Here is a 21517-nt window from a genome sequence, read left to right as displayed (position 1 = left end):
TGAAACGGCCGAGTTATTGTGAACCATCGCGTTTGACGAGTTTGCGACGTATCGCGATCAGTAGGTACAGGGGTCAGTGCAGCGGTCGGCAAGCCAAGGCGGAAACACCCCTCCCTGTCAGGGAGGGGCAGGGGGGAGGGTAACACACGCGGCAAGCCAGGGGCGAACGCACTCCGAGAAAAACCGTCTTCGATACCGGGGTAGCCCCGACAACTCGTTTGTCGGGGTTGCGCAGCAACAAGAGGGATCGGGCACGTTTCGCACCGCTCTCAGGCGTCGCTCCAAAACCTCTTGTCGCTATCGCGACCCGGACAGGAAAGCTGTCCGGGCTACCCGGTACCCGGGTCGGGCGTGCGCGACTCAGTTTTCTCGTTCCAATCCGCGCGAACCGTCGGGCCTGCGGCCGTGACCTAAGCTTGGCTGCCGAGCCAACTTGTTGCGGCGGACTTGCGTAAGTCCCCCCAAGAAGTAAAATTGAGCGTTTCCGCTCCGCGGGCCTCGGCCGGCAGGGGTGCGGAACGGGGACGTAGCTCAATTGGTTAGAGTACCGGACTGTCGATCCGGTGGTTGCGGGTTCGAGTCCCGTCGTCCTCGCTCAAGCAAAAGGCCCGTTGCCGTTAGTTCGGCAGCGGGCCTTTTTTCGTTGCCAGTCCGACCATCGCGCGTCGGATACCAATCACCAATCGCCAAGGAATTCCAGTCGATCGATCATCGCTTCGGCGGCCACGGTGTTGCCAAAGTGCAGCAGTCGCCGCGCCAGGTCGCCGATGTGCCGCTGGCTCGACACGGCAATTCCCGCGTGGTGCTGGCCACGGGCTAGCCAGTCGGCGTGCAATTGGGCGAAGTCCGCCACGTTGAAGGTGACCAGCACACGTCCCTCGTTCGTGGCCCAATCAAGCTGGTCGGCGTCTGACGTGCCGAGCCGCCTCGCCTCGGAAGTCGAAATCGCGTCGAAGCCGGCACGTCGGAGCGCAACTGCTATTGCGCCATAAACGTCCTCGTCCGTGAAGAACTTAATGGCGCTCATGGCGCTTACGAACCGCCGTTCAAGCGAGCCTTGACCGCTGCTTCATCATCTGCGGCCAGGTCAGCTTCGATTTCGTCGAGGTGGTCGTGCGCGTAGGCCAGGGCGTCATGGACGTCCGCGGGCTTCACCGACGGATACTGCTGGACGATTTCCTCGACGCGCATGCCTTGCCGGTAACAAGTGAGAATCGTCGCCACGCGAATGCGTGTGCCGGCGACGACCGGCTGCCCGCCACATTTGGCAGGATCCTTTTCAATATTGCGATAATCAATACGCGACATGCTTTGGTTCCAGCGCTACCTAGCCTTTCACCAGTTAAGTATATCTCGACTGGCGACTGCGGGCCAAATTTTCCGCTTTCGGCTAGTGCCGTTCTCGTTCTTCCCTCAGAATTCGTTCCAACTGCTCAGGGTCGGTAATCGCCCCTTCGTACAGTCGCAATAGCCGGCCGTTGGTGTTGTGGCGCCAATACGCGCTGGTTTCGAGTAACGCCTTCAACTCGTCGAGTTTGTCGAAGCGCGCTTGCAGTGCAATTCTCACGTCATCGTCCAATTCGCGGTACGCTTCGCCGCGCAGCTTGTCGATGGCCTCGCGCTTGGCCCGTTCCAGCATCCGGGTCATCCGGTCGCGGGCGAGCAATTCGGCGTCGGCCCGCTCGCTGTTGTTGATTTCGTCACGTAGCGACGCCAGTTGCCGCGCGCTCACAGCCAGCGAATGCCCTTTGGCGAGCATCGCTTCCGCCATGACCAAATCCCCCTTCGACTGGCGAAAGGCGTACGCGTTGGCAAGCAACTTGGCGCGCAGCCAATAGGCGTCGGCCAATCCGTTAATGGCAATCGAGCGATCAAGGTGCTGCATCGCTAAGCCGATATCGTTGGCCCGGGCGCATTTCTCGGCCTCGCGGTATTCGCTTTCGGCCTGCCGTCGGAGGTCGGCCTTCCACGAGACATTTTGCCAACTCGCCAGCCAACGCAATTCAGGGTCGACCATCTGCAAGGCCCAAACGCCCACGCCGGTGGTGATCACCAGCACGCCGATCACCAGCAATGTTCGCGACCGAAGGTGATACCAGCGCAGTCGTCGTACGGCACGATCGCCGGTCGTTGCAGTCGTCACGGCCATTACCCAAAAAGAGACGTAGACGCGTTACGAAGCGGTGCGCTACCAATATATCGCATGTCGCCGGCCACGACGGCGCGTGACCATGTGGAATTATCGTTGGGTTTCGGCTGGCGTCGATGGATAGGGCGTGGCATTCTGAAGTGTTGCAGCCTGTCACCCTCGGCCCAGGCCAACTTTCCATGAACCGGCGGATGTTTATCTCGGGGGCTTGTCTGAGCGCGGCCGGGGCCTGGCTGGGCCGGGCGGCTTGGGATTCCGTGCCGGCTGCGGCGAGCGAAATTTCTTTCTTGCCGCCGGCGGCGACCGTCATTCCTGTCGTCGGCGATGGCAAGTGGACTTGGACCGCGCCGCCGCGCGAGGCGCGGGGCTACCTCGAACCACGGCGCTATACCCTGTCGGTCGGTATCGAGTTGCAAGGCCTGGGCGAGTCGGCCGACATGATCAGCATGACCCCCGTGCCCATCGAGTGCCCCGAGCAGCAAATCGAGAAGGTCGAATTCGAAACCGACGGCTGTTCGGCCCGCATCGTGCCGATCGCCCCTGGCTCGAACGTGTTGGAACTGACCGCGCCGACGTTGTCGGCCGGTGGGCTGATCAAGGCCACGGCCCATTTCACGTTGCTACTGTCGAAGCAGTATTTCGCTTACACGGCCGACCAGTTTCCGGCTCAGCAAATGTTGCCGACCGACGTCCGTCGCAACTATTTGCAGGACAGCCCCGGCATTCAAACCAGCAGCAAGCCGGTTCGCGACCTGGCCGCCGAACTGACCCGCGACGTGGACAACCATCCCTGGGTGCGGGCTGAAAAGTTCTGGCAATGGGTCCGCCGGAACATCCAGCCGCTGACCGGCCCCTATACCAGCGTGACGACGGCGCTCGACACGCGCCGCGGCGACTGTGAAGAGATGGCCGGCGTGTTCATCGCCCTGTGCCGCGCGGTCGGCATTCCGGCCCGGCTGGTCTGGGTGCCGAACCACGCCTGGGCCGAGTTCTACCTCGTGGATCGCGACAAGCAGGGGCATTGGATTCCGGCCCACACGGCCTGTTACCCTTGGTTCGGCTACACCGGGGCCCACGAGCTGGTGCTGCAGAAAGGAGACCGGCTCGTCGCGCCGGTTCGCTTGAAGCATCTGCGGCTGATGGACGATTGGCTGCGGGCGACGGGGCGGCTGCCCCGGCCGCGCTTCTTTGCCGAGTTGACCTCAGTTGCCAATGAACCCGGTGGCGACGCGGGCCCCGGCGCGCGGCGCAAGACCGAACGAGGCGAATGGAAGCCCCTCGGCCTGCATCCCGACGAGAAGTATCAAAGGCCGTGACGGGGAAGTGATGAATGCGGAGTGATGAGTGCTGAATGCGGACAGAAGCGAGGTTGATTGCGAGGGATGCGCTCACGTAACGCATTGAACAATCTTCCCGCATTTCCGCATTTCAATCATCATTCCGCACTCATCACTCATCATTTCCCCGATTCTTTCCCCCCTTATTGAATCGGCGGTTGAAAACGGGATACTACAGCGACGGCGGCGCGCCCCTGGGACGCGCCGCACGCTCGATTCCCGTAATTGCTCGACTTACCACCCGCTTAGAACCGCGAGGAGATACGCTCATGTCACGCCCTGGCGCAGTTACGTTCAAAGGCAGCCCGATGACCCTGGTCGGCGAAGCGGTCAAGGTCGGCCAGCAAGCCCCGCCGTTCAAGCTGAAGGACGGCGCGTTGCAGGACGTGACGCTCGACACGATCAAGGGAAAACCCACGTTCATCAACGTGGTGCCGTCGCTCGACACCCCGGTCTGTCAGATTCAAACCAAGAAGTTCAACGAGGCGTTGGGCGCTCTGAGTGGCAAGGTCAACGCTTTGACCGTCAGCCTGGACTTGCCGTTCGCCATGAAGCGGTTCTGCGGCGCCGAGAGCATCACTAACCTGATCTCGGCCAGCGACTATGTCGACCGGAACTTTGGCCAGAACTGGGGCATGTTGATCGACGAGCTGAAGCTGCTGGCCCGCGGCACGTTCGTGCTCGACGCCAACGGCAAGGTTACCTATGCCGAGTTGGTCAAGGAAGTGGCCCAGGAACCGAACTACGACGCGGCGCTGTCAGCCATCAAGGCCCTGGTCGCCTAGGCTTGGCCGGTCGAATGGTCCGGGCCGTGGCGGCGCGCGAGTCACGCCGTCTCGTTCCCGGGTAGTAGTACGCCGCCAGCACGATTGCACCAACACACCATTGATTCATCGCACCCCTTGAAGACGTCACCATGAGCCCCGCTGTTCGCGCTTATATCGCCGAGTTGATCGGCACGTTTGGTCTGGTGTTTACCGGCACGGCCGTCGCCACGTTGTCCGGTGTGTTCCCGGCCGACTATGGGCCAACCTCCTGGTTGGGCATTGCGATGGCCTTTGGCGGCACCCTGATGGTGTTGGTCTACGCAGTTGGACCCGTCTCGGGGTGCCATCTGAACCCGGCCGTGTCGATCCCCATGGCGTTCTCGGGGCGGTTGCCGATGAGCCGGCTGCCCGGCTACATCATCGCCCAGTGCGTCGGCGCGACGCTGGCCAGCTTGGTGCTGATGGCGCTGTTGAACGGGATTCAGTCCTACGACATCCACACGCACGGCCTGGGTGCGAACGGCAACCCCCGGCACATGGCCGCGGGGGCGCTGTTGGGCTGGGAAGTGGTGCAGACGGCGCTGTTCCTGCTGGTGATCTTTACCGTGACGCATAAGCGCGCGCCGGTCGGCTTTGCGGGCCTGGCCATTGGCGGCTATCTGTTCGTGGCTCACCTGGTCGGGGTGCAACTAGGCGATGCGTCGTTGAATCCGGCCCGCAGCCTGGGGCCCGCCCTGGTTTTGCGTGGCGACGCCTGGCAAGTGCTGTGGATCTTCATTGTCGGGCCAATCGTTGGCGGGCTGATCGGCTGGAAGCTGTTCGACCTGATTCACGGCGAATGAGCGGATTTGCGGCTTCGCAAATTGCCATCAAGCGATCCAGCCTGCAAACCGGCGATCGTCTCTTGCCCCGGCTTGCTGGCGCGTAACAATACAGTGAGCCACTCTGAATCGGAAACCTGCCCGGGCGTGATGGACGACCCCCGGCGAACGTAAAGGTGAAGTTGATGTCGATGCGTAATCTGTTCTCGGTGTGCGCGGCTGGGTTGGTGTGTTGCGGTGTTTTGGGATGCACCAAGCCCGCCGACAAGCAGACGGCCGAGAAGACTCCGGCCGCTCCGACGACGCCACCGGCCGAGATTAAGCCCGCGGCGAAGCCCGCCGAGACGAAGCCAGCGGCGACTTCCGCGCCGAGCGCTCCGGCCAAGCCAGCGGAAGCCAAACCCGCCGCTCCGAAGCCAGTCGCTTCGGCCCCGGCGCCGAGCGCTCCGGCGAAGCCCGCCGCGGCCAAGCCTGCTGAAAGCAAGCCGGCCGAAGCGAAGCAGCCGACGGAAGTAGCGGCCGCCGCGCCGGCCCCGGCCAAGCCGGCCGCGCCCAAGGTCGAGAAGGCCGCCAAGCCTGCCGCGCCGATTGATCCGAACGCCCAGAAGGTCATGCTCGGCGATCCGTCGTTGACGATCGGCCTTCCTGGCATGGGGGCGCTGTCGATTCAGGAAATCAAGCAGTGGCTCGCCAATCCGCGCAACCACATCGTGTTGCAAGTCGAATTGCCGTTGGGTCTGGCCCAAGGCCAGAACGACATCAAGGGCTTGAAGGAAAACCCGCTCACGCGCGCCAAGATTGAACTCGGCCGGCAACTTTTCTTCGACGGCCGGTTGTCGAAAGACGGCTCGATCAGTTGCGCCAGTTGCCACTCGCCCAGCGCCGGCTACGCCGCCCACACCCAGTTCGGCATTGGCGTCGGCGGGCAGCAAGGGGGGCGCAACTCGCCGGTCGCGTACAATCGTATTCTGAGCGACAAGCAATTCTGGGATGGCCGCGCCGCTTCGCTCGAGGAGCAAGCCAAGGGACCGATCGCCAACCCGATTGAAATGGCGAACACGCACGAGATCTGCATCAAGAGCTTGCAGGAAATCGAGGGCTACCGGATTCAGTTCGAGAAAGTTTTCGGCGAGCTGAACATCGACAACGTGGCCAAGGCGATTGCCTCGTTCGAGCGCGTGATCGTCAGCGGGCCGTCGAAGTTCGACCACCTGGTCGATTGGGAAACCTATGCCCAGTTGAGCGCGGACGATCTGAAGGAAGATCACGACCTGCGCGTGGCGTACGATCGCGCCAAGGCTGGCGCGATGGCCAACCCCATCTCGGCCAGCGCCAAGCGCGGCCGCGACTTGTACTTTGGCAAGGCGTCATGCTCGGCTTGCCACGTCGGCCCCAACCTGACCGACGAGAAGTATCACAACATCGGCGTCGGCATGAAGGTCGAGAAACCCGATCTGGGGCGCTCGGTCATCAGCAACAACGACAAGGAGCGGGGCGCGTTCAAGACTCCGACCGTGCGGAACGTGGCCCTCTCGGCGCCGTACATGCACGACGGGTCGATGAAGACCCTGCGCGAAGTGGTCGACTTCTACGATCGCGGCGGCGAGCCGAACCCGAACCTCGACGAGAAGATCAAGAAGCTGAACCTGAACGAGCAGGAGAAGCAGGATCTGGTCGCGTTCATGGAAGCCTGCACGGGGGACTTCCCCCGCGTCGAGCGTGGCCGATTGCCGGGGAAATAAGTCGGCGCGCCGTATTCACACCTCTCCCTTGACGGGAGAGGTCGCGAGCGCAGCGAGCGGGTGAGGGTGAAAACGTCGCAGGCCAGATGGCTTCCATTTCAATGACGTGAGTCCTGCTCGCCGGCATCTTCGGCCTGCGATCTCTTGACCCTCCCCCCAGCCCCTCCCTGGCAGGGAGGGGTGTTCGCGTGAACTCCTGCGGCGTTTTTCTCGCGATTCTTGGCTGCTAGCGTCACCCACGCCGAACTGACCTTCTGGCCCGGCGAGCGGCGAGGTTACAATCTTCCCACGCCGGGCTTTCTCTGCCCGGTTGACCTGTACATCTTCGCGCCGTCGGTCGGCAGCCGTCGGCTCATTTCGATCGTTCGATCGCTGGAAAAGGAGTTCCGCGCATGAAACGCTTCGCGCTCACGTTGTCGCTGGCCGTGTTTGCCCTGGGGTGTGGCCAATCGGGGGGCGGCCCGACGATCGACGCCATCCAGTTCGGTGACAAGAAGTCGGGCTCCGAAGTTTTCGACGGCATGATGGAATTGTTCGGCCAGACCTTGCGCGTGGAACGCCACGTCGAAGTCGACGCCGCGGGCAACTACATCAAGCACGGCCCGGCCGTGGCCTATTACGAGAACGGCCAGAAGGCCGGCGAAATGTCCTTCCAGCATGACAAGCCGCACGGCAAGACGCTGGCCTGGTTCGAGAGCGGCAAGAAAAAGCTGCAAGGCCAATCGACCGAAGGGCTGGCCACCGGCGTCTGGAGCGAGTGGTATGAAAACAGCCAGAAGCAAACCGAAGGAGAGTACATCGAAGGAGAACGCCACGGTCATTGGAGCTTCTGGGAGCCGAGCGGCCAACTGATCGAAGTGGTCGAATATCGCGGCGGCAAGAAGATCGGCGTGGTCGAAAAGCCCACGCTGGGCGTCAAGCGTTAACGCGAGGCCCCTAGCACCCACCGGTTGAACCCACGGTCGGGATCGGTTACTTATCAGGCCCTGCCTCGCGCACACTCGCGAGGCAGGGCCTGTTTTTGTTTACGCGTCCTGCGCCGTGGCGCATCCTGTAACCGAGAGTCAGCTTTGCCTCATCCATCGACCAGTTACTGGACCGGCCGCCGCGCCGTCGTCACCGGCGCGGCCAGCGGCCTGGGGCGCGCGCTGGCCGTGCGGCTGGGGCAGGGGGGGGCCCACGTCGCCGTCGCCGACATCGATACGGCCGGCGCGGCGTCGACGCTGGAACAGGTGTGCCGCGCCGGAGGCAGTGGCTCGGTCGAACCGCTCGACGTCCGCGAGAGCGAATCGTGGCACGCCTTGCTCGTGCGCTTGCGGCGCGAGTGGCCGGCCATCGACTTGCTGGTGAACAATGCCGGCGTGGCGGGCTCGGGGGAAATGGGGACCATGCCGCTTGAAGACTGGCGTTGGCTCATGGAGGTGAATCTGTGGGGAGCGATCTACGGTTGCCACGCGTTCGTCCCCTGGCTCAAGGAAAACCCGCGCGGTGCGCATGTGCTGAACATCGCCTCGCTGGCGGCGTTTACGGCGGCGCCGGCCATGGCCGCCTATAACGTGTCGAAGGCGGGCGTGCTGACGCTGTCCGAGACGCTGTACGCCGAACTGGCCGCCAAGAACGTGGGCGTCACCGTGGTTTGCCCGGGCTTCTTCGCCACCAACCTGGCTGCGACGGGCCGGTTTGGCGCGACGGAACATCGCGACTTTGTTACGATGCGCATGCGGCGGGCGTCGATCACGGCCGACAGTGTGGCCCAGGCGGCGCTGGCGGCGGTCGAGCGGAAGCGACTCTACGTGGTGTTGCCGGCCCGCGTGCGGCGCTGGTGGTGGCTCAAGCGATTGCTGCCGGGCGTGTTTACTCGCTTCCTAGCGAGAGCCTATCCACGCGGCCTGCCGCAAGACGGTTGATGGATCGGAACGCAGCAGAGTAATTCGACCACGACGGCACGACGGACACGACGTCGGAAAAGACATTTTTGTTTTCTTGTCTTACGTCGTGATCGTCGTGCCGTCGTGGTCGATTTCGTCTTTCAAGGATCAGTGAGAGTCGGTGCGTGATGCTAAGTCTGCAAAGTGAAACCAGTGCTCGGTGGCTGGCCCAGGTGGATCGACACCTGGACGAGATTCTGATCGACCACGCCCATTGCGAGAAGAAAGCGGCAGGCGTGGCGATGAACCTGATCTTCGCCTATGTCGATCACGTCGAGTTGGTGCGCGAGCTGTCGGTCATCGTCAACGAAGAACTTGATCACTTCCGCCAGGTGCTCGATCTGCTTGAGCGGCGACAGATTCGCTTTCGCCGGCTCAAGCCGGGCGCCTATGGCGCCAAGCTCCACGCGCTGGTCCGCAAAGAGGAACGCGAGCAGGCGGTCGATCGGCTGCTGGTGGCCAGTCTGATCGAAGCCCGCTCATGCGAGCGGTTCTCGTTGCTGCGTGATCATGTTCAGGACGTCGAGTTGGCCACGTTCTATGGCAGTCTGTTCGAGTCCGAGGCGCGGCACCACGCGACCTACGTGCAGTTCGCCTGTGAATTCGCTTCCGAGGAGACGGTTCGCGCGCGGCTGCACGAATTGTCCGCCGCCGAAGCCGCGATCGTCGCCGCCGGCGACCCGCTGCCGCGGATGCATAGTTAAGGGCCTACGGTTCGATGACATGAGTTGCAAAGGGGCAACCGCATGAGCAGCGGCGACAAGCAGTGCGAGCGGGACGCCGAGCATTTGAACATGCTGGCGATCGCCCACTACGTGGTCGGCGGGCTGGGGTTCTTGTGTGCTTCGTTTCCGCTGATTCACGTTACGGTGTTCGGCGCGATGGCAATTCATCCCGAGTGGCTGGACAAGGGAAAGGCCAACGCCGAAGCGCCGCCGACCTTCTTCTTCGGCGCGTTTGCCATCATGGCGGCTTTGATGGTCTTGCTCGGGTACATCGCGTCCGGCTTGACCATTTACTCAGGCCGCCAGATCAAGCAGCGCCGCCGCCGCATGTTCAGCATCGTAATGGCCGGGGTGATGCTGATCTTCCAGCCGCTGGGGACGATACTGGGCGTGTTCACGCTCGTCGTGCTGCTGCGCGATTCGGTGAAGCAACTTTACGAAGAAGCCGCCGCAAAGGACGATCCGTTCGCGGTGACGAAGCCGCCGCGATGAGCATTCTCGGCGACCGACATGATTGCGGCCTAGCCGCAACACCTCGCCCTTGAGGGGAGAGGTCGCGAGCGCAGCGAAGCGGGTGAGGGTGAAAGCGTCGCAGGCCGATTGGCTTTGCTGTGGGGATAATCGCCTCTGAGCGCAGACGCGCTCGGCCAGCAACGTCTTTACCCTCCCCCAGCCCCTCCCTGCAAGGGAGGGGTGTTTGTCGCACGAGCCGCGGAACCGAGCGTCGCTTGTGGGCTGTGCTTACAGCGCCGCGATGACCAGGTCGCCGATTTCGCGGGTGCCGTGGCCCATCTTACCGGCGGCCTGGCTTTTCATCTTGGTGCCGGTCACCGTGCGGACGGCTTTGTAAATCCGCTCGGCCGCCTTGGGCTGGCCGGTATGTTCGAGCAGCATTCCCATCGCGTTGATCGCCGCGATCGGGTTGATGACGTTCTGGCCGGTGTACTTGGGCGCGCTGCCACCCATCGGCTCGAACATGCTCACGCCGCCTGGATCGGGGTTAATGTTCCCGCCGGCCGCCACGCCCAGGCCCCCCTGAATCATCGCCCCCAGGTCGGTGATGATGTCGCCGAACATGTTCGTCGTCACGATCACGTCGTAATACTCGGGCTGCTTGACCATCCACATGCAACAAGCGTCAACGTGGTTGTAGTCGGCCTTGACGTCGCGATATTCCTTGGCCACTTCCTCGAACGTCCGCATCCACAAGCTGTGCCCGTGGGTCAGCACGTTGGTTTTGGCGACCAACGTGAGCATTTTCCCCTTGGGGTTGTTCCGCTTGCGCGTGAACTCAAAGGCCCAGCGAATGCAGCGCTCGCAGCCCTTGCGGGTGTAAATGGCCGTCTGCGAGGCGACCTCGTCCGGCGTCCCTTTCTTCAGGGTGCCGCCGACGCCGCAGTACATGTCTTCGGTGTTCTCGCGGACGACGACAAAGTCGATGTCCTTGGGGCCTTTGTCCTTGAGCGGAGTTTCGACGCCAGGGAACAATTGCACCGGGCGCAGATTGATGTACTGGTCCAGTTGGAACCGCAGCTCAAGGAGCAGCCCCTTTTCGAGGATGCCCGGCGCGACGTCCGGGTGCCCCACGGCCCCCAGGTAAATGGCGTCGAACTTGCGCAGCTCGTCGACCGCGCCGGCCGGCAAGGTTTCGCCAGTCCGCAGATAGCGGGTGCCACCAAAGTCGAACGGCTGGAGCTCGTACTTGAAGTTTTCCAGGCTGGCCACGGCCGCCAACACCTTCAATCCTTCGGCCGCCACTTCCGGGCCGGTTCCGTCGCCGCCGATCACTGCAATCTTCATCGTCTTGGCCAAGTTACGCCTCGCAAGCTCAAGGACACTGGACAGGTCGTGGGTGTGAAAGAAGCAACGATTGTAGACCCTCGGCCCTAGGTGGTGAACCCCCGGAGTGCCGGTCATTTTGCGGCCGCTAAGCCCTTGTCGGAATTGGTATTTCGTTTGGCGGCCGACCCCTCGGCCGGTTAGCATGAAGCGAACGCACGTACCGAGGGTGGGGGAATGGCGCGGCTGGCCCAATTGATTAGCTCACGTCGCGAGCAGATCGTCGCCAGCCTGGTCCAGGCGGCCGCGACCCGCCGCGCGCCGCAAGGGGCGGTCGTCGTCGCGGGCGAGGCGCGGCGGCAGCAGGCGAATCTGTTGATCGACGCCCTGGCGTTCTGCGCCGCGAACCATCCCAGCCAGCCAGCGCACGATTGGGCCGGCGTCATGGCACACCCGAACCCAGCCAGCGCCGAGTTCGACCTGGGGGCGTTCGACCAGTTGGAGCGGACGGCCGATCTGCTGTTGGCCGAGTTCGAAGCGCCCGAGACGGCCGAACAGCGCGAAGATCTGCACCGGCTCGAGTCGGCGCTGGGCATCTTGCGGCGCGAGCTGATTGCCGAGCTTTCGCGCCACCTGGCCAGTCAGCAGCGGTCGCACGAAGCGCTGCGCGAGCAGGAGTCGCTGTACGAATCGCTGGTCGAGACGCTGCCGGTCAACTTGTTTCGCAAGAATGCCGCCGGCCAGTTTACTTATGTGAACCAACGATTCTGCGAGACTCTGGGCCGCCCGCGCGAAGAGATTCTGGGCCGCACCGATTTCGACTTTTACCCCGCCGCGCTGGCCGAAAAGTTTTGCCACGATGACCGGCGCGTGCTCGACCGGGGCGTGGTGCTCGAAGACATCGAGCGGAACCAGACGCCCGAGGGGGAACCGACGTTCGTCCAGGTCTGGAAGACGCCGGTGTTTGACTTCCAGCGGCGGATCATCGGCACCCAGGCGATCTTTTGGGACATCACCGCTCTGAAGCGCGCCGAAGCGGCCCTGCAAGCCGCCAAGGAAGCGGCCGAAGCGGCCAGCGTGGCCAAGACGGCGTTTGTGGCCAACATGAGCCACGAGATTCGCACGCCGATGAACGGCATCATCGGCATGAGCGAGCTGCTGCTCGACTCGTCGATGTCGCCCGAGCAGCGCGAGTGCGCGCGGATGATTCGCGAGTCGGCCGAGTCGCTGCTGCTGGTGATCAACGACATTCTCGACTTCTCGAAGGTCGAAGCGGGCAAGCTGGAACTCGACGTCGAGCCGTTCCCGCTGCGCGACCGGCTGAGCGATGCGCTGCGGCCGCTGGCGCTGCGGGCCGATATGAAAGGGATCGAACTGGCCTGCCACGTGCGGCCCGACGTGCCGGGAGTGGTGGTGGGCGATTTTTGCCGGCTGCGGCAGGTAATTTTGAACCTGGTGGCCAACGCCATCAAGTTCACCGAGCATGGCGAAGTGGTTTTGTCGGTCGAGTGCCGGCACCGCGAGGACGACCATATCGCGCTGGAGTTCTTGGTGACCGACACCGGGATTGGCATCGCCCCCGAGAAGCACGACGCGATCTTCAGCGCGTTTGTCCAGGCCGACAACACGACCACGCGCAAATACGGTGGCACAGGTTTGGGGCTGTCGATCGCGGCACGTCTGGTTGAGCTGATGGGGGGCAAGATCACGCTCGACAGCTCGCCGGGGCAGGGGAGCCGGTTTCAATTCACGATCGGTTTTACGTTGCCCGAAGAGACTGCGCCGCACGAACTGCGCGTGCCGAGTGAACATTTGCACGGGCTGTCGGTGCTGGTGGTCGATGACAACGCGACGAGCCGCGGGATTCTGCACGACATGCTCGTCAGTTGGGAAATGAAGCCTACCCTGGCCAGCAGCGCGAACGAGGCCTGGCGGATGTTGACCGAAGCGGGCGTCGAGCAACGCTGGCCGCTGCTGGTAATCGATGCGCGGATGCCCGAGATCGATGGCTTTGCCCTGGCCGAGCAGTTGTCGTCACTGGCGCATCCGCCGGCGGTGGTGATGATGTTGACGGCGGACGCCAAGTCGTCGAGCAACGCGCGGCACAATGTCTTGCGGGCCGCCGCGCACGTGACCAAGCCGATCAAGCCCTCGGAACTGCTCGAGGCGATTGCCGCGGCCATTGGCGGAGGTCGGCTAGCCCGCGAACTGACGGGCACGACCGAGGCGTCGCAGCACCTGCCCCCGTGGACTGGGCGACCGCTGCGCATTTTGCTGGCCGAAGATAGCCCCGTGAATCAAGCGGTCGCGATCCGACTGCTGACGCGGCGCGGCCACGACGTGACGGTGGCGCAAACCGGCGCCGAGGCGCTGGCGGCCGTGCAAGCCAGTCCGTTTGATGTGGTGCTGATGGATGTGCAAATGCCGGTGATGGACGGTTATGACGCGACGCGCGCGATCCGCGGCTGGGAGGAACCTTTGGGGCGTCGCTTGCCGATCGTGGCGTTGACGGCCCACGCTTTGGCCAGCGATCGCCAACGCTGTCACGAGGCCGGCATGGACGAATACCTAGCCAAGCCGTTCCGGCCGCATGATCTATTTCAACTGGTCGAACGAGTTGCCGGCTCGCGATTGGCGGCGGCGGCGAACAAGGAGTTGGCCCGCGAGCACGCGCCGGCATCGACGCGAAAGACCAAGGAGAATGTGGCAGTGAAAAACGACGTTAATGGAAATGCGGCCAAGGCCGTGCCGGAGAATGCTGGCGACAAGCCACCGTTGGTGTGGGACGAGGCGCTGGCGCAACTGGGTGGCGATGCCGAGTTGTTGAATGAAGTGTTGCAAGTCTTTCTGCAAGAAGTCGGGCACTTCTTGGGGGACATTCACGAGGCGGCCGCCGAGCAAGACGCGCGCCGTCTGCAGCGCGCCGCCCACACGGTGAAAGGGGCCGCGTCACATTTGATGGCTCGGGATCTGCGCGGGGCGGCCGAACAATTGGAGAAAATAGCTGCCGCACGGGATTGGCCGTCGGTGCCGGTCGCGGTGGAACGAGTGGCGAGCGAAATCGCCCGGGTGTTGCCCTGGATCGAATCGCGCGTGGCCGCCAGCCGTTCGGACCCGACGTGAGGCAATTCGCGCAATTGGCAGTACTGGTAGGGTGCACTCCGTGCATCTTAATTGTGCGTGGCAGCGGAAAAGCGTTCGCAATGCGGGTGATCCGCATTTAGAGTTTGTCCCATTGGAAACCACAGATAAGGTGCACCTAGTGCACCCTGCAAAGGCGGCTGCCGCCCTGGTTCCTATCGCGTGAAATAATCGGGGCCTCGGGCGCGTCTCCCCTTCGTCACGCTCCTTCTGCTGGGTGAAATCATGCATCGCTGCTTGTGCTCTGTTGCCTGTTTGATCGCCTTCTTCGGCGCCGTGTCGGACGTTCGTGCGGCCGACGCGGCGAAGCGGCCGAACATTCTTTGGATCACGTGCGAAGACATGAGCCCCGACTTGGGCTGCTATGGCGACAAGTACGCCGTGACGCCGACGATCGATCGGCTGGCCTCGCAGGGGGCCCGCTACACGCACGTCTTCACCCACGCGCCGGTCTGCGCGCCCAGTCGCTCGGGCCTGATCACTGGCGTCTACCCGACGATGCTGGGGACCATGCACATGCGCTCGAAAGTCGCCCCGCCCGAGCATGTGCGTTGCTTCCCGGCCTACCTGCGCCAGGCTGGCTACTTTTGCACGAACAACGCGAAGACCGATTACAACTTCGACGTGCCGAAAGACGCCTGGGACCGGAATGGGGCCAAGGCCCATTGGCGCGACCGCCCCGACAAGGACCAGCCCTTCTTCGCGGTGTTCAACTTCATTGTCACCCACGAGAGCCAGGCCCGGGCGACGCCGGAGCAATATGAAAAGAACACGCAACGCCTGACCGCCGAGCAGCGGCACGACCCCACCAAGGCCAAGTTGCCGTCGTATTATCCCGACACGCCCACGGTGCGGAAGAACTGGGCGATGAACCACGACAACATCACGGCGCTTGACTATCTTGTGGCCGACAAGCTGGCCGAGTTGGAAGCCGACGGGTTGAGTGACAATACGATCGTGTTCTTCTTCAGCGACCACGGGCGAGGCTTGCCCCGTTGTAAGCGCTGGCCCTACGATTCGGGCTTGCGCGTGCCGCTGCTGGTTCGCTGGCCGGGGAAGATCGCGCCGGGTACGGTGGTGGACGAGCTGGTGGCGTTTGTCGACCTGGCGCCGACGGTGTTGTCGCTGGCCGGGGTGGACATTCCCACGCACATGCAAGGCCAGGCGTTCCTAGGGCCGAAGAAGGCTGACAAGCCGCGCGAGTATGTGTACGGCGCGCGCGACCGGATGGACGAGCGCTACGACATGATCCGCACGGTGCGCGACAAGCGTTACCGGTACGTGCGGAACTTCATGCCGTGGGAGCCGTACTTCCAGCACATTTGGTACTGCGAACAGATGCCGATCATGCAGGAGTATCGCCGGTTGGCGGCGAACGGTGAGTTGAAAGGCCCAGCAGCCAGTTACTTCGCCGGCGAGCGGCCGAGCGAACTGTTGTTCGATAGCGAAGCGGACCCTGAGGAAGTGAACAATCTGGCGGGGGATAGCCAGTATTTGGATGTGCTGATTCGGTTGTCCCAAGCGCAAGATCGTTGGTGTGACGAAACAAATGACCTCGGGTTGTTGCCCGAGTCATTGATGTACGATGCGATTTCGGGATCCCCTTCAGATTGGCGTGAAAGAATTGTTAAGAGCCGACGGCTTAAGAATCTACTGTATTTAGCTGCGCCGCCCGAAGGTGAAGAGTTTGAAGCATTCAAGAAACTGACGGGTTCAGATGATCCAATGATTCGCTGGTGGATGTTTCGCGAAGCTTACTGCCGAGTCCCAGGAGCAATTCTCAGCCCTGCGCGGGCGGAAGAACACGATAATTGGTTAGGTGTATGTCGTGTCGCGAGAAAGGACTCATCGCCGATTGTTCGTACCCTCGCGATTCGAGTGTTCGCATTTAGTAGCACGCAGGAAGCGATCGATCCTACTGAGTGGGCGCCATTGTTATCGCACGATCGTTGGGAAATCGCGCTCGCCGCGGCAATCGAGCTCGACGAACTCGGCGAGCGTGCCAAGCCAATGATCGACGAGTTGCAGCAGGCCAACGAGCGTGAGCGGCCGAACGATTACATCATGCGAGTCACGGCCCACACGCTCGAACAACTGGGCGTCACCCCCAAACGCGGCGCGGCGGAGTGATCGGCAACGCAAACAGAACCAGGTCGGTAACGTGCGCGACAAACACCCCTCCCTTTCAGGGAGGGGCTGGGGGAGGGTAAAGACGTTGCAAGCCAGTGGAGTTTCAGGGCGTGAAGGTGGCGGCCGTCTTGGCTTGCGACGCGTTTACCCTCACCCGGCTTGCTGCGCTCGCCGACCTCTCCCTGGAAGGGAGAGGTGTTCGGCCGCAGGCCGAAATGAATTGAGAGAAGGTTATCTCGTCAGCAGTACCACGAAAAAAAGTCAGCGGCGCGACCGACAAACACCCCTCCCTTTCAGGGAGGGGCAGGGGGGAGGGTAAGGACGTTGCAAGCCAGTGGAGTTTCAGGGCGTGAAGGTGGCGGCCGAGTTGGCCCGCCACGCATTTACCCTCACCCGGCTTGCTGCGCTCGCCGACCTCTCCCTGGAAGGGAGAGGTGTTCGGCCGCAGGCCGAAATGTGGCTTGAGAGGTAATCGAAATGAGTGAGAAGCAAAACCGGCATCGAATCGCACCCCAACAGACTGAACGCGCTCGAAAACTGCGTCGCGAGGCGACTTATCCTGAACGGCTGTTGTGGCAGCGACTGCGGCGCGCAAACCAGAAATCAGTTCGATTCCGTCGCCAAGTCCCCATCGGCCCCTTCATCGCCGATTTCTTTTGTCCCGAGGCAAATCTGGTTGTTGAGCTTGATGGCGTGAGCCATGATGAGCGAGCTGTCCAGGATGCCGAGCGGACGACTTACTTGTCATCGCTTGGCCTGGAAGTGTTTCGAGTGACGAATGACGAAGTTGTCGCTGATTCGGATGCCGTTGCGGAAGCTGTGTCGAGTTTTGCCAAATCACGGGCACAAAGTCGAGAACGTCTTTACCCTCCCCCAGCCCCTCCCTGAAAGGGAGGGGTGTTTGTCGCGCTCGCCTGAAACATTGTTGAGTAAGCCACGCCAAAAGCTTGAAACCTCCGTTGGAGTGCCCGCCATGAAGCTTTGCTTGTGTCTGTTGATTGCCGTTATCGCAACGATTATCGCGCTGTTCGCTCAGCCTGCATCCGCTGCCGACAAGTTGAACGTCCTGCTGGTCATGGCCGACGATTTGAATTGCTCGCTTGGTTGCTATGGGCACGAGCAGGTCAAGTCGCCGAATCTCGACCGATTGGCGGCGATGGGCACGCGCTTCGATCGGGCCTATTGCCAATATCCGCTGTGCAATCCCAGCCGGTCGTCGTTCCTGACCGGGCTGCGGCCGGACCAGACGCGCGTCTATGACAACTCGGTGCAGTTCCGCTCGAACATTCCCGACGTGGTGACCATGCCGCAAATGTTTCAGAACAACGGCTACTTCGTGGCCCGCGTTGGCAAGCTATACCACTACGGCGTGCCGGCGCAGATCGGTACCGACGGCCTCGACGACTCCCCCTCGTGGCAGAAGGTTGTGAACCCGCGGGGTCGTGACAAGGACGACGAGGACAAGATTTTCTCGCTCGAGCCAGGTCAGTTCGGCGGCACGCCCAGTTGGCTGGCGGCCGAGGGGACCGACGAGCAGCAGACCGACGCCATCGGCGCCGAAGCGGCCATCAAGCTGATCGAGGCCAACCAGGAGCGGCCGTTCTTCATCGCCTGTGGCTTCTACCGGCCGCACACGCCGTACGTCGCCCCCAAGAAGTACTTCGGTATGTATCCGCGCGAGACGCTGAAGTTGGCCGGCGGCCCGGCCAACGATCGGGACGACATTCCCGAAGCGGCCATTCAGACTCCGCCCAAGTATCACATGGCCGAACCGGTGATGCGCGAAGCCCTGCAAGCGTATTTCGCCTCGGTGACGTTCATGGACGCGCAGGTCGGTCGGCTGCTCGACGCGCTGGAACGCTTGAAGCTGACCGACAAGACGATCATCGTTTTTGTCAGCGACCACGGGTATCACCTGGGCGAGCACGGCGGCTTGTGGCAGAAGCGGTCGCTGTTCGAAGAGTCGGCGCGGGTGCCGCTGTTCGTTGTCGCGCCGGGGCAAAAGGCCAAGGGGCAAACCACGACGATGCTGGCTGAAATCATCGACGTCTATCCAACGCTGGCCGACCTGTGCGGCTTGAAGGCCCCCGAGAACCTGCCGGGGCGCAGCCTGCGAACGCAGCTCGACGACCAGAGCGCCGCGAGCAAGCCGGCCGCGTTCACCCAGGTCTCGCGTCCGCGCGGCAAGGGGAAGGGACAGGTCGAATGTTACAGCGTGCGAACCGACGCGTTTCGCTACACGCGTTGGGGCGCCAAGGGTGAACTCGGCGTCGAGCTTTACGATCACCGAACCGACCCCAAGGAGTACGACAACCTGGCCAAGAATCCGGCGTACGCGCGGACGGTGGCCGAGTTGGAGAAGCTGCTGCCCGAGGGGAAGTAACGGACAGATCGCAGTGGGGCAGGGCGGCGACGTTGGGTGGTCCAGCCGCTTGTCGGCTGGATCGCGCCAGCGACAAGAAGAACTTTGCGTAGTCAGAAGTATCCTTCGGCAACGCCGCAAATCGTTCTTGTTGCTCACGCAACACGGCCGACAAGCGGCCGTGCCATCCCTGTTTGTACCTGATTCGATTACTCGAAACTTGGCAGTTTCTGCGGGCCAAATGCGTCTTAGTAGCCGTGCCGTAGGGACTTGCGACATTTTGCTGGACGCCGGAATCGGACCCCCGCATAATATTACGGTACGGTTGTGCAGATCGTACCGGTCGTTGCGGATGTGCCTCGCGTGGTGAACTTTGAACAACTGACTCACTATCTGGACCACGGTACTGGGCGAATGCTCGTGCTGGTGTTCCTGACGGTGATTGTCTGCGTAGTCGGCTACTACCTCGTCGATAAGGTGCGCCGATCGCTCCAACAAACCGGCCCCACCGCCAGCGACCAGGTGACAAATTTTCGGGAATTGCACGCTAGCGGTCAGCTTAGCGACGAGGAATTCCGAAACATTAAATCGATGCTATCAGCGCGTCTCAAGGACCAGCTCGATGGCGGGCACCCCCGGCGGCGCGGCGATCCCAAACGCCGCCAGCCGGCGCTCGACCAGGCTGAATTGGACAGAAACACTGATCGAGACGAAGACGAAAACCTTAAGGGCTGGCCGGTCGATAACGGCCCACCAGCCAACTAGTTAGTTCTGCTGGCAGCGAACATTCAGAGAATGTGCGTGACAGCTATCGACGAGGGTCGCACCGTCTATACGACGATGTGAAAGACGATTGCGTCAAACCCTTTCGATTGGCCGAACGTACAACAGTCGGGTTACGTTACAGCTCGAACCGAGCGCGGTCAGGGAAGTCCAAACGGCCATTGGCAACCGGCAACGGTTGCGGCCGGCCTCTCGAGCAGCATCCTGAGGAACATATTTCGCCGTCGGCACGCTAGCGGTATTCGTGCAGCGCGGTCGGCGACGGAAGGACTTGAAAAGGAGTTAGCATGCCCTCGAGCAGGGACATGACCGGCACTCGGCGCGGCGGTGGAACCACGAAGAAGAACGCGTTCTGTTCGTTCTGTCGCAAGAGCTATCGTGACGTCGGACCTTTGGTCGAAGGTCCGGGCGACGTATATATCTGTGGCGAATGCATCGAACTGTGCCAGTCGATTCTGGACCAGGAACGTCGTCGTCGCGGCTCGAGCAAGCCGCTGTTCAATCGCATTCCTTCGCCGCGTGAGATCGTCACGCAGCTCAATGACTACGTGGTTGGTCAAGAGCAGGCCAAGAAGGTGCTAGGCGTGGCCGTCCACACGCACTACAAGCGCCTGATGATGGCCAGCGAAGGCGGCGACATCGAACTCGACAAGTCGAACATCCTGCTGATCGGCCCGACCGGCAGCGGCAAGACCTTGCTGGCCCGCACGCTGGCCAAGATCTTGAACGTGCCGTTCGCCATTGGCGACGCCACCACGTTGACCGAAGCCGGCTACGTCGGCGAAGACGTCGAGAACCTGCTGCTCAAGCTGCTGCACGCGGCGGACTTTGATCTGGAAGCGGCGCAGCGCGGTGTGTTGTACATCGACGAGATCGACAAGATCGGCAAGACGAGCCAGAACGTCTCGATCACTCGCGACGTCTCGGGCGAAGGGGTACAGCAAGCGCTGTTGAAGATGCTGGAAGGGACCGTGGCCAACGTGCCGCCGCAAGGAGGCCGCAAGCATCCCGAACAGCAATACATCCAGATGGACACGAGCAACATCCTGTTCATCTGCGGTGGCACGTTCGTGGGTATCGAAAAGATCATCAGCAAGCGGCTGGGTCGCAAGACGATCGGCTTTGGCCAGGAGGGCGCGTCGGCCAACGTCGAGGGCGACTTGGCCAAGATGTTGCCGCACGTGACGACCGACGACGTGATGGAATTCGGCATGATTCCGGAGTTGGTGGGCCGCTTGCCGGTGGCCTGCCCGCTGTTGCCGCTCGATGCCGACGCGCTGGTCCGGGTGTTGCAAGAGCCGCGCAACGCGCTCGTCCGCCAGTTCCAGAAACTGTTCGAAATGGAACAGTCGGAACTCTGCTTCACCGAAGGCGGCATGCGTGCTGTCGCGGAACGTGCCTTGGAAAAAGATACAGGCGCGCGCGGTCTGCGGTCGATTGTGGAAGAGGTGATGTTGGACGTGATGTTCAACTTGCCCGAGGACGGCCCCGGCAATCGCTACGTGCTGACGCCCGACGTCGTGCGGGGCCGCGAAAAGCTGCGACCGATTCCGATGAACACCGAACCGAAACATAAGAGCGCGTGACGTTCAAGCCCGGAGCCTTAGGGCCGCCGGGGGTAAAGTCCGCAGCTCAAAAAGCGAGCCCTGGACCTGAGTGGTTTCCAGGGCTCGCTTTATTTTTGGGCTGGGCAGTAGATCGCAGCGCTTGGTTGCTGCTGCGCGAGCCGGCATGTGCGCGACGCCAACCACGGGACTGGGTGCCATGCTCAAGGCCTTAAGCCTTGAGCATGCCGGTACACGCTTCACATGCTCAAGCCTTGGGGGCTTGAACATGGCACCCGTCCGACAGGC

General features: G+C 62.3%; 19 protein-coding genes and 1 tRNA gene. 16 read left to right on the top strand and 4 right to left on the bottom strand.

The genetic code is table 11. The features are described 5' to 3' along the window. Window positions 1–520: 520 nt before the first annotated feature. Window positions 521–594: transfer RNA gene (locus JSS27_19070), tRNA-Asp, on the top strand. A gap of 82 nt (window positions 595–676) precedes the next feature. On the opposite strand, the gene JSS27_19065 is transcribed toward JSS27_19070, so the two are convergent. The 3 genes from JSS27_19065 to JSS27_19055 all read right to left on the bottom strand — a co-directional run bounded on the left by JSS27_19065 (window position 677) and on the right by JSS27_19055 (window position 2143). Continuing rightward, complete coding sequence (locus JSS27_19065; protein ID MBS0211051.1) at window positions 677–1027, bottom strand: DUF5615 family PIN-like protein; 351 nt, start codon at window positions 1025–1027, stop codon at window positions 677–679. A gap of 5 nt (window positions 1028–1032) precedes the next feature. Then, window positions 1033–1308: a DUF433 domain-containing protein gene (locus JSS27_19060; GenBank protein ID MBS0211050.1), complete on the bottom strand. Its 276-nt coding sequence runs from the start codon at window positions 1306–1308 to the stop codon at window positions 1033–1035. An 82-nt stretch (window positions 1309–1390) separates the two neighbouring features. Next, a complete protein-coding gene (locus tag JSS27_19055; GenBank protein ID MBS0211049.1) occupies window positions 1391–2143 on the bottom strand; it encodes a hypothetical protein in 753 nt (250 codons plus the stop codon). A 185-nt stretch (window positions 2144–2328) separates the two neighbouring features. On the opposite strand from JSS27_19055, the gene JSS27_19050 reads away from it, so the two are divergent. The 9 genes from JSS27_19050 to JSS27_19010 all read left to right on the top strand — a co-directional run bounded on the left by JSS27_19050 (window position 2329) and on the right by JSS27_19010 (window position 9961). After that, window positions 2329–3465: a transglutaminase domain-containing protein gene (locus JSS27_19050; protein MBS0211048.1), complete on the top strand. Its 1137-nt coding sequence runs from the start codon at window positions 2329–2331 to the stop codon at window positions 3463–3465. A gap of 290 nt (window positions 3466–3755) precedes the next feature. Next, a complete protein-coding gene (tpx, locus tag JSS27_19045; GenBank protein MBS0211047.1) occupies window positions 3756–4271 on the top strand; it encodes a thiol peroxidase in 516 nt (171 codons plus the stop codon). Window positions 4272–4402: 131 nt separating this feature from the next. Further along, window positions 4403–5095: an aquaporin gene (locus JSS27_19040; protein MBS0211046.1), complete on the top strand. Its 693-nt coding sequence runs from the start codon at window positions 4403–4405 to the stop codon at window positions 5093–5095. Window positions 5096–5685: 590 nt separating this feature from the next. Beyond that, window positions 5686–6816, top strand: coding sequence for a c-type cytochrome (locus JSS27_19035; GenBank protein ID MBS0211045.1), 1131 nt, complete (start codon window positions 5686–5688; stop codon window positions 6814–6816). Window positions 6817–7035: 219 nt separating this feature from the next. Continuing rightward, a complete protein-coding gene (locus JSS27_19030; GenBank protein ID MBS0211044.1) occupies window positions 7036–7212 on the top strand; it encodes a hypothetical protein in 177 nt (58 codons plus the stop codon). Then, window positions 7209–7742, top strand: coding sequence for a hypothetical protein (locus tag JSS27_19025; GenBank protein ID MBS0211043.1), 534 nt, complete (start codon window positions 7209–7211; stop codon window positions 7740–7742). The genes JSS27_19030 and JSS27_19025 overlap by 4 nt, the downstream gene beginning before the upstream one ends. 144 nt (window positions 7743–7886) lie before the next feature. Continuing rightward, window positions 7887–8723, top strand: a complete 837-nt coding sequence (locus tag JSS27_19020) for an SDR family NAD(P)-dependent oxidoreductase (GenBank protein ID MBS0211042.1) — start codon at window positions 7887–7889, stop codon at window positions 8721–8723. A gap of 149 nt (window positions 8724–8872) precedes the next feature. Next, entirely contained in the window at window positions 8873–9448 is a 576-nt protein-coding gene (locus JSS27_19015) for a tRNA-(ms[2]io[6]A)-hydroxylase (protein MBS0211041.1), read from the top strand. Between the two features lie 42 nt (window positions 9449–9490). Then, window positions 9491–9961 (top strand): hypothetical protein, encoded by a 471-nt coding sequence (locus JSS27_19010; protein ID MBS0211040.1) that lies wholly within the window; start codon window positions 9491–9493, stop codon window positions 9959–9961. Between the two features lie 249 nt (window positions 9962–10210). Here the strand turns inward: JSS27_19010 and JSS27_19005 are convergent, their stop codons facing one another. After that, the gene (locus tag JSS27_19005) at window positions 10211–11269 is read right to left on the bottom strand and encodes a 3-isopropylmalate dehydrogenase (protein ID MBS0211039.1); all 1059 of its coding nucleotides are present in this window, start codon (window positions 11267–11269) and stop codon (window positions 10211–10213) included. 216 nt (window positions 11270–11485) lie between these two features. Between JSS27_19005 and JSS27_19000 the strand changes: the two genes are divergently transcribed. The 6 genes from JSS27_19000 to clpX all read left to right on the top strand — a co-directional run bounded on the left by JSS27_19000 (window position 11486) and on the right by clpX (window position 21250). Next, window positions 11486–14371 (top strand): response regulator, encoded by a 2886-nt coding sequence (locus JSS27_19000; GenBank protein ID MBS0211038.1) that lies wholly within the window; start codon window positions 11486–11488, stop codon window positions 14369–14371. 294 nt (window positions 14372–14665) lie between these two features. After that, complete coding sequence (locus JSS27_18995; protein ID MBS0211037.1) at window positions 14666–16519, top strand: sulfatase; 1854 nt, start codon at window positions 14666–14668, stop codon at window positions 16517–16519. A gap of 477 nt (window positions 16520–16996) precedes the next feature. Next, window positions 16997–17407: an endonuclease domain-containing protein gene (locus tag JSS27_18990; GenBank protein ID MBS0211036.1), complete on the top strand. Its 411-nt coding sequence runs from the start codon at window positions 16997–16999 to the stop codon at window positions 17405–17407. An 85-nt stretch (window positions 17408–17492) separates the two neighbouring features. Then, a complete protein-coding gene (locus JSS27_18985) occupies window positions 17493–18902 on the top strand; it encodes a sulfatase (protein MBS0211035.1) in 1410 nt (469 codons plus the stop codon). Between the two features lie 306 nt (window positions 18903–19208). Further along, the gene (locus tag JSS27_18980; GenBank protein ID MBS0211034.1) at window positions 19209–19646 is read left to right on the top strand and encodes a hypothetical protein; all 438 of its coding nucleotides are present in this window, start codon (window positions 19209–19211) and stop codon (window positions 19644–19646) included. Window positions 19647–19951: 305 nt separating this feature from the next. After that, window positions 19952–21250 carry an ATP-dependent Clp protease ATP-binding subunit ClpX gene (clpX, locus tag JSS27_18975; protein ID MBS0211033.1) on the top strand — a complete coding sequence of 433 codons (1299 nt, stop codon included), beginning with the start codon at window positions 19952–19954 and terminating at the stop codon, window positions 21248–21250. The last annotated feature ends 267 nt before the right edge of the window (window positions 21251–21517 follow it).

This window comes from Planctomycetota bacterium (assembly GCA_018242585.1).
In the GTDB taxonomy this organism is placed as follows: domain Bacteria; phylum Planctomycetota; class Planctomycetia; order Pirellulales; family PNKZ01; genus JAFEBQ01.
Note: the sequence above shows the minus strand (reverse complement) of the source record. Positions and strands in the feature narration are given on the sequence as shown.

Excerpts from the sequence above, each read along its gene's own strand:
- JSS27_19065 (MBS0211051.1), bottom strand. The coding sequence starts at position 1,027 with ATGAGCGCCATTAAGTTCTTCACGGACGAGGACGTTTATGGCGCAATA.
- JSS27_19060 (MBS0211050.1), bottom strand. The coding sequence starts at position 1,308 with ATGTCGCGTATTGATTATCGCAATATTGAAAAGGATCCTGCCAAATGT.
- JSS27_19050 (MBS0211048.1), top strand. The coding sequence starts at position 2,329 with ATGAACCGGCGGATGTTTATCTCGGGGGCTTGTCTGAGCGCGGCCGGG.
- tpx (MBS0211047.1), top strand. The coding sequence starts at position 3,756 with ATGTCACGCCCTGGCGCAGTTACGTTCAAAGGCAGCCCGATGACCCTG.
- JSS27_19040 (MBS0211046.1), top strand. The coding sequence starts at position 4,403 with ATGAGCCCCGCTGTTCGCGCTTATATCGCCGAGTTGATCGGCACGTTT.
- JSS27_19035 (MBS0211045.1), top strand. The coding sequence starts at position 5,686 with ATGCTCGGCGATCCGTCGTTGACGATCGGCCTTCCTGGCATGGGGGCG.
- JSS27_19025 (MBS0211043.1), top strand. The coding sequence starts at position 7,209 with ATGAAACGCTTCGCGCTCACGTTGTCGCTGGCCGTGTTTGCCCTGGGG.
- JSS27_19015 (MBS0211041.1), top strand. The coding sequence starts at position 8,873 with ATGCTAAGTCTGCAAAGTGAAACCAGTGCTCGGTGGCTGGCCCAGGTG.
- JSS27_19010 (MBS0211040.1), top strand. The coding sequence starts at position 9,491 with ATGAGCAGCGGCGACAAGCAGTGCGAGCGGGACGCCGAGCATTTGAAC.
- JSS27_19005 (MBS0211039.1), bottom strand. The coding sequence starts at position 11,269 with ATGAAGATTGCAGTGATCGGCGGCGACGGAACCGGCCCGGAAGTGGCG.
- JSS27_19000 (MBS0211038.1), top strand. The coding sequence starts at position 11,486 with ATGGCGCGGCTGGCCCAATTGATTAGCTCACGTCGCGAGCAGATCGTC.
- JSS27_18990 (MBS0211036.1), top strand. The coding sequence starts at position 16,997 with ATGAGTGAGAAGCAAAACCGGCATCGAATCGCACCCCAACAGACTGAA.
- JSS27_18985 (MBS0211035.1), top strand. The coding sequence starts at position 17,493 with ATGAAGCTTTGCTTGTGTCTGTTGATTGCCGTTATCGCAACGATTATC.
- clpX (MBS0211033.1), top strand. The coding sequence starts at position 19,952 with ATGCCCTCGAGCAGGGACATGACCGGCACTCGGCGCGGCGGTGGAACC.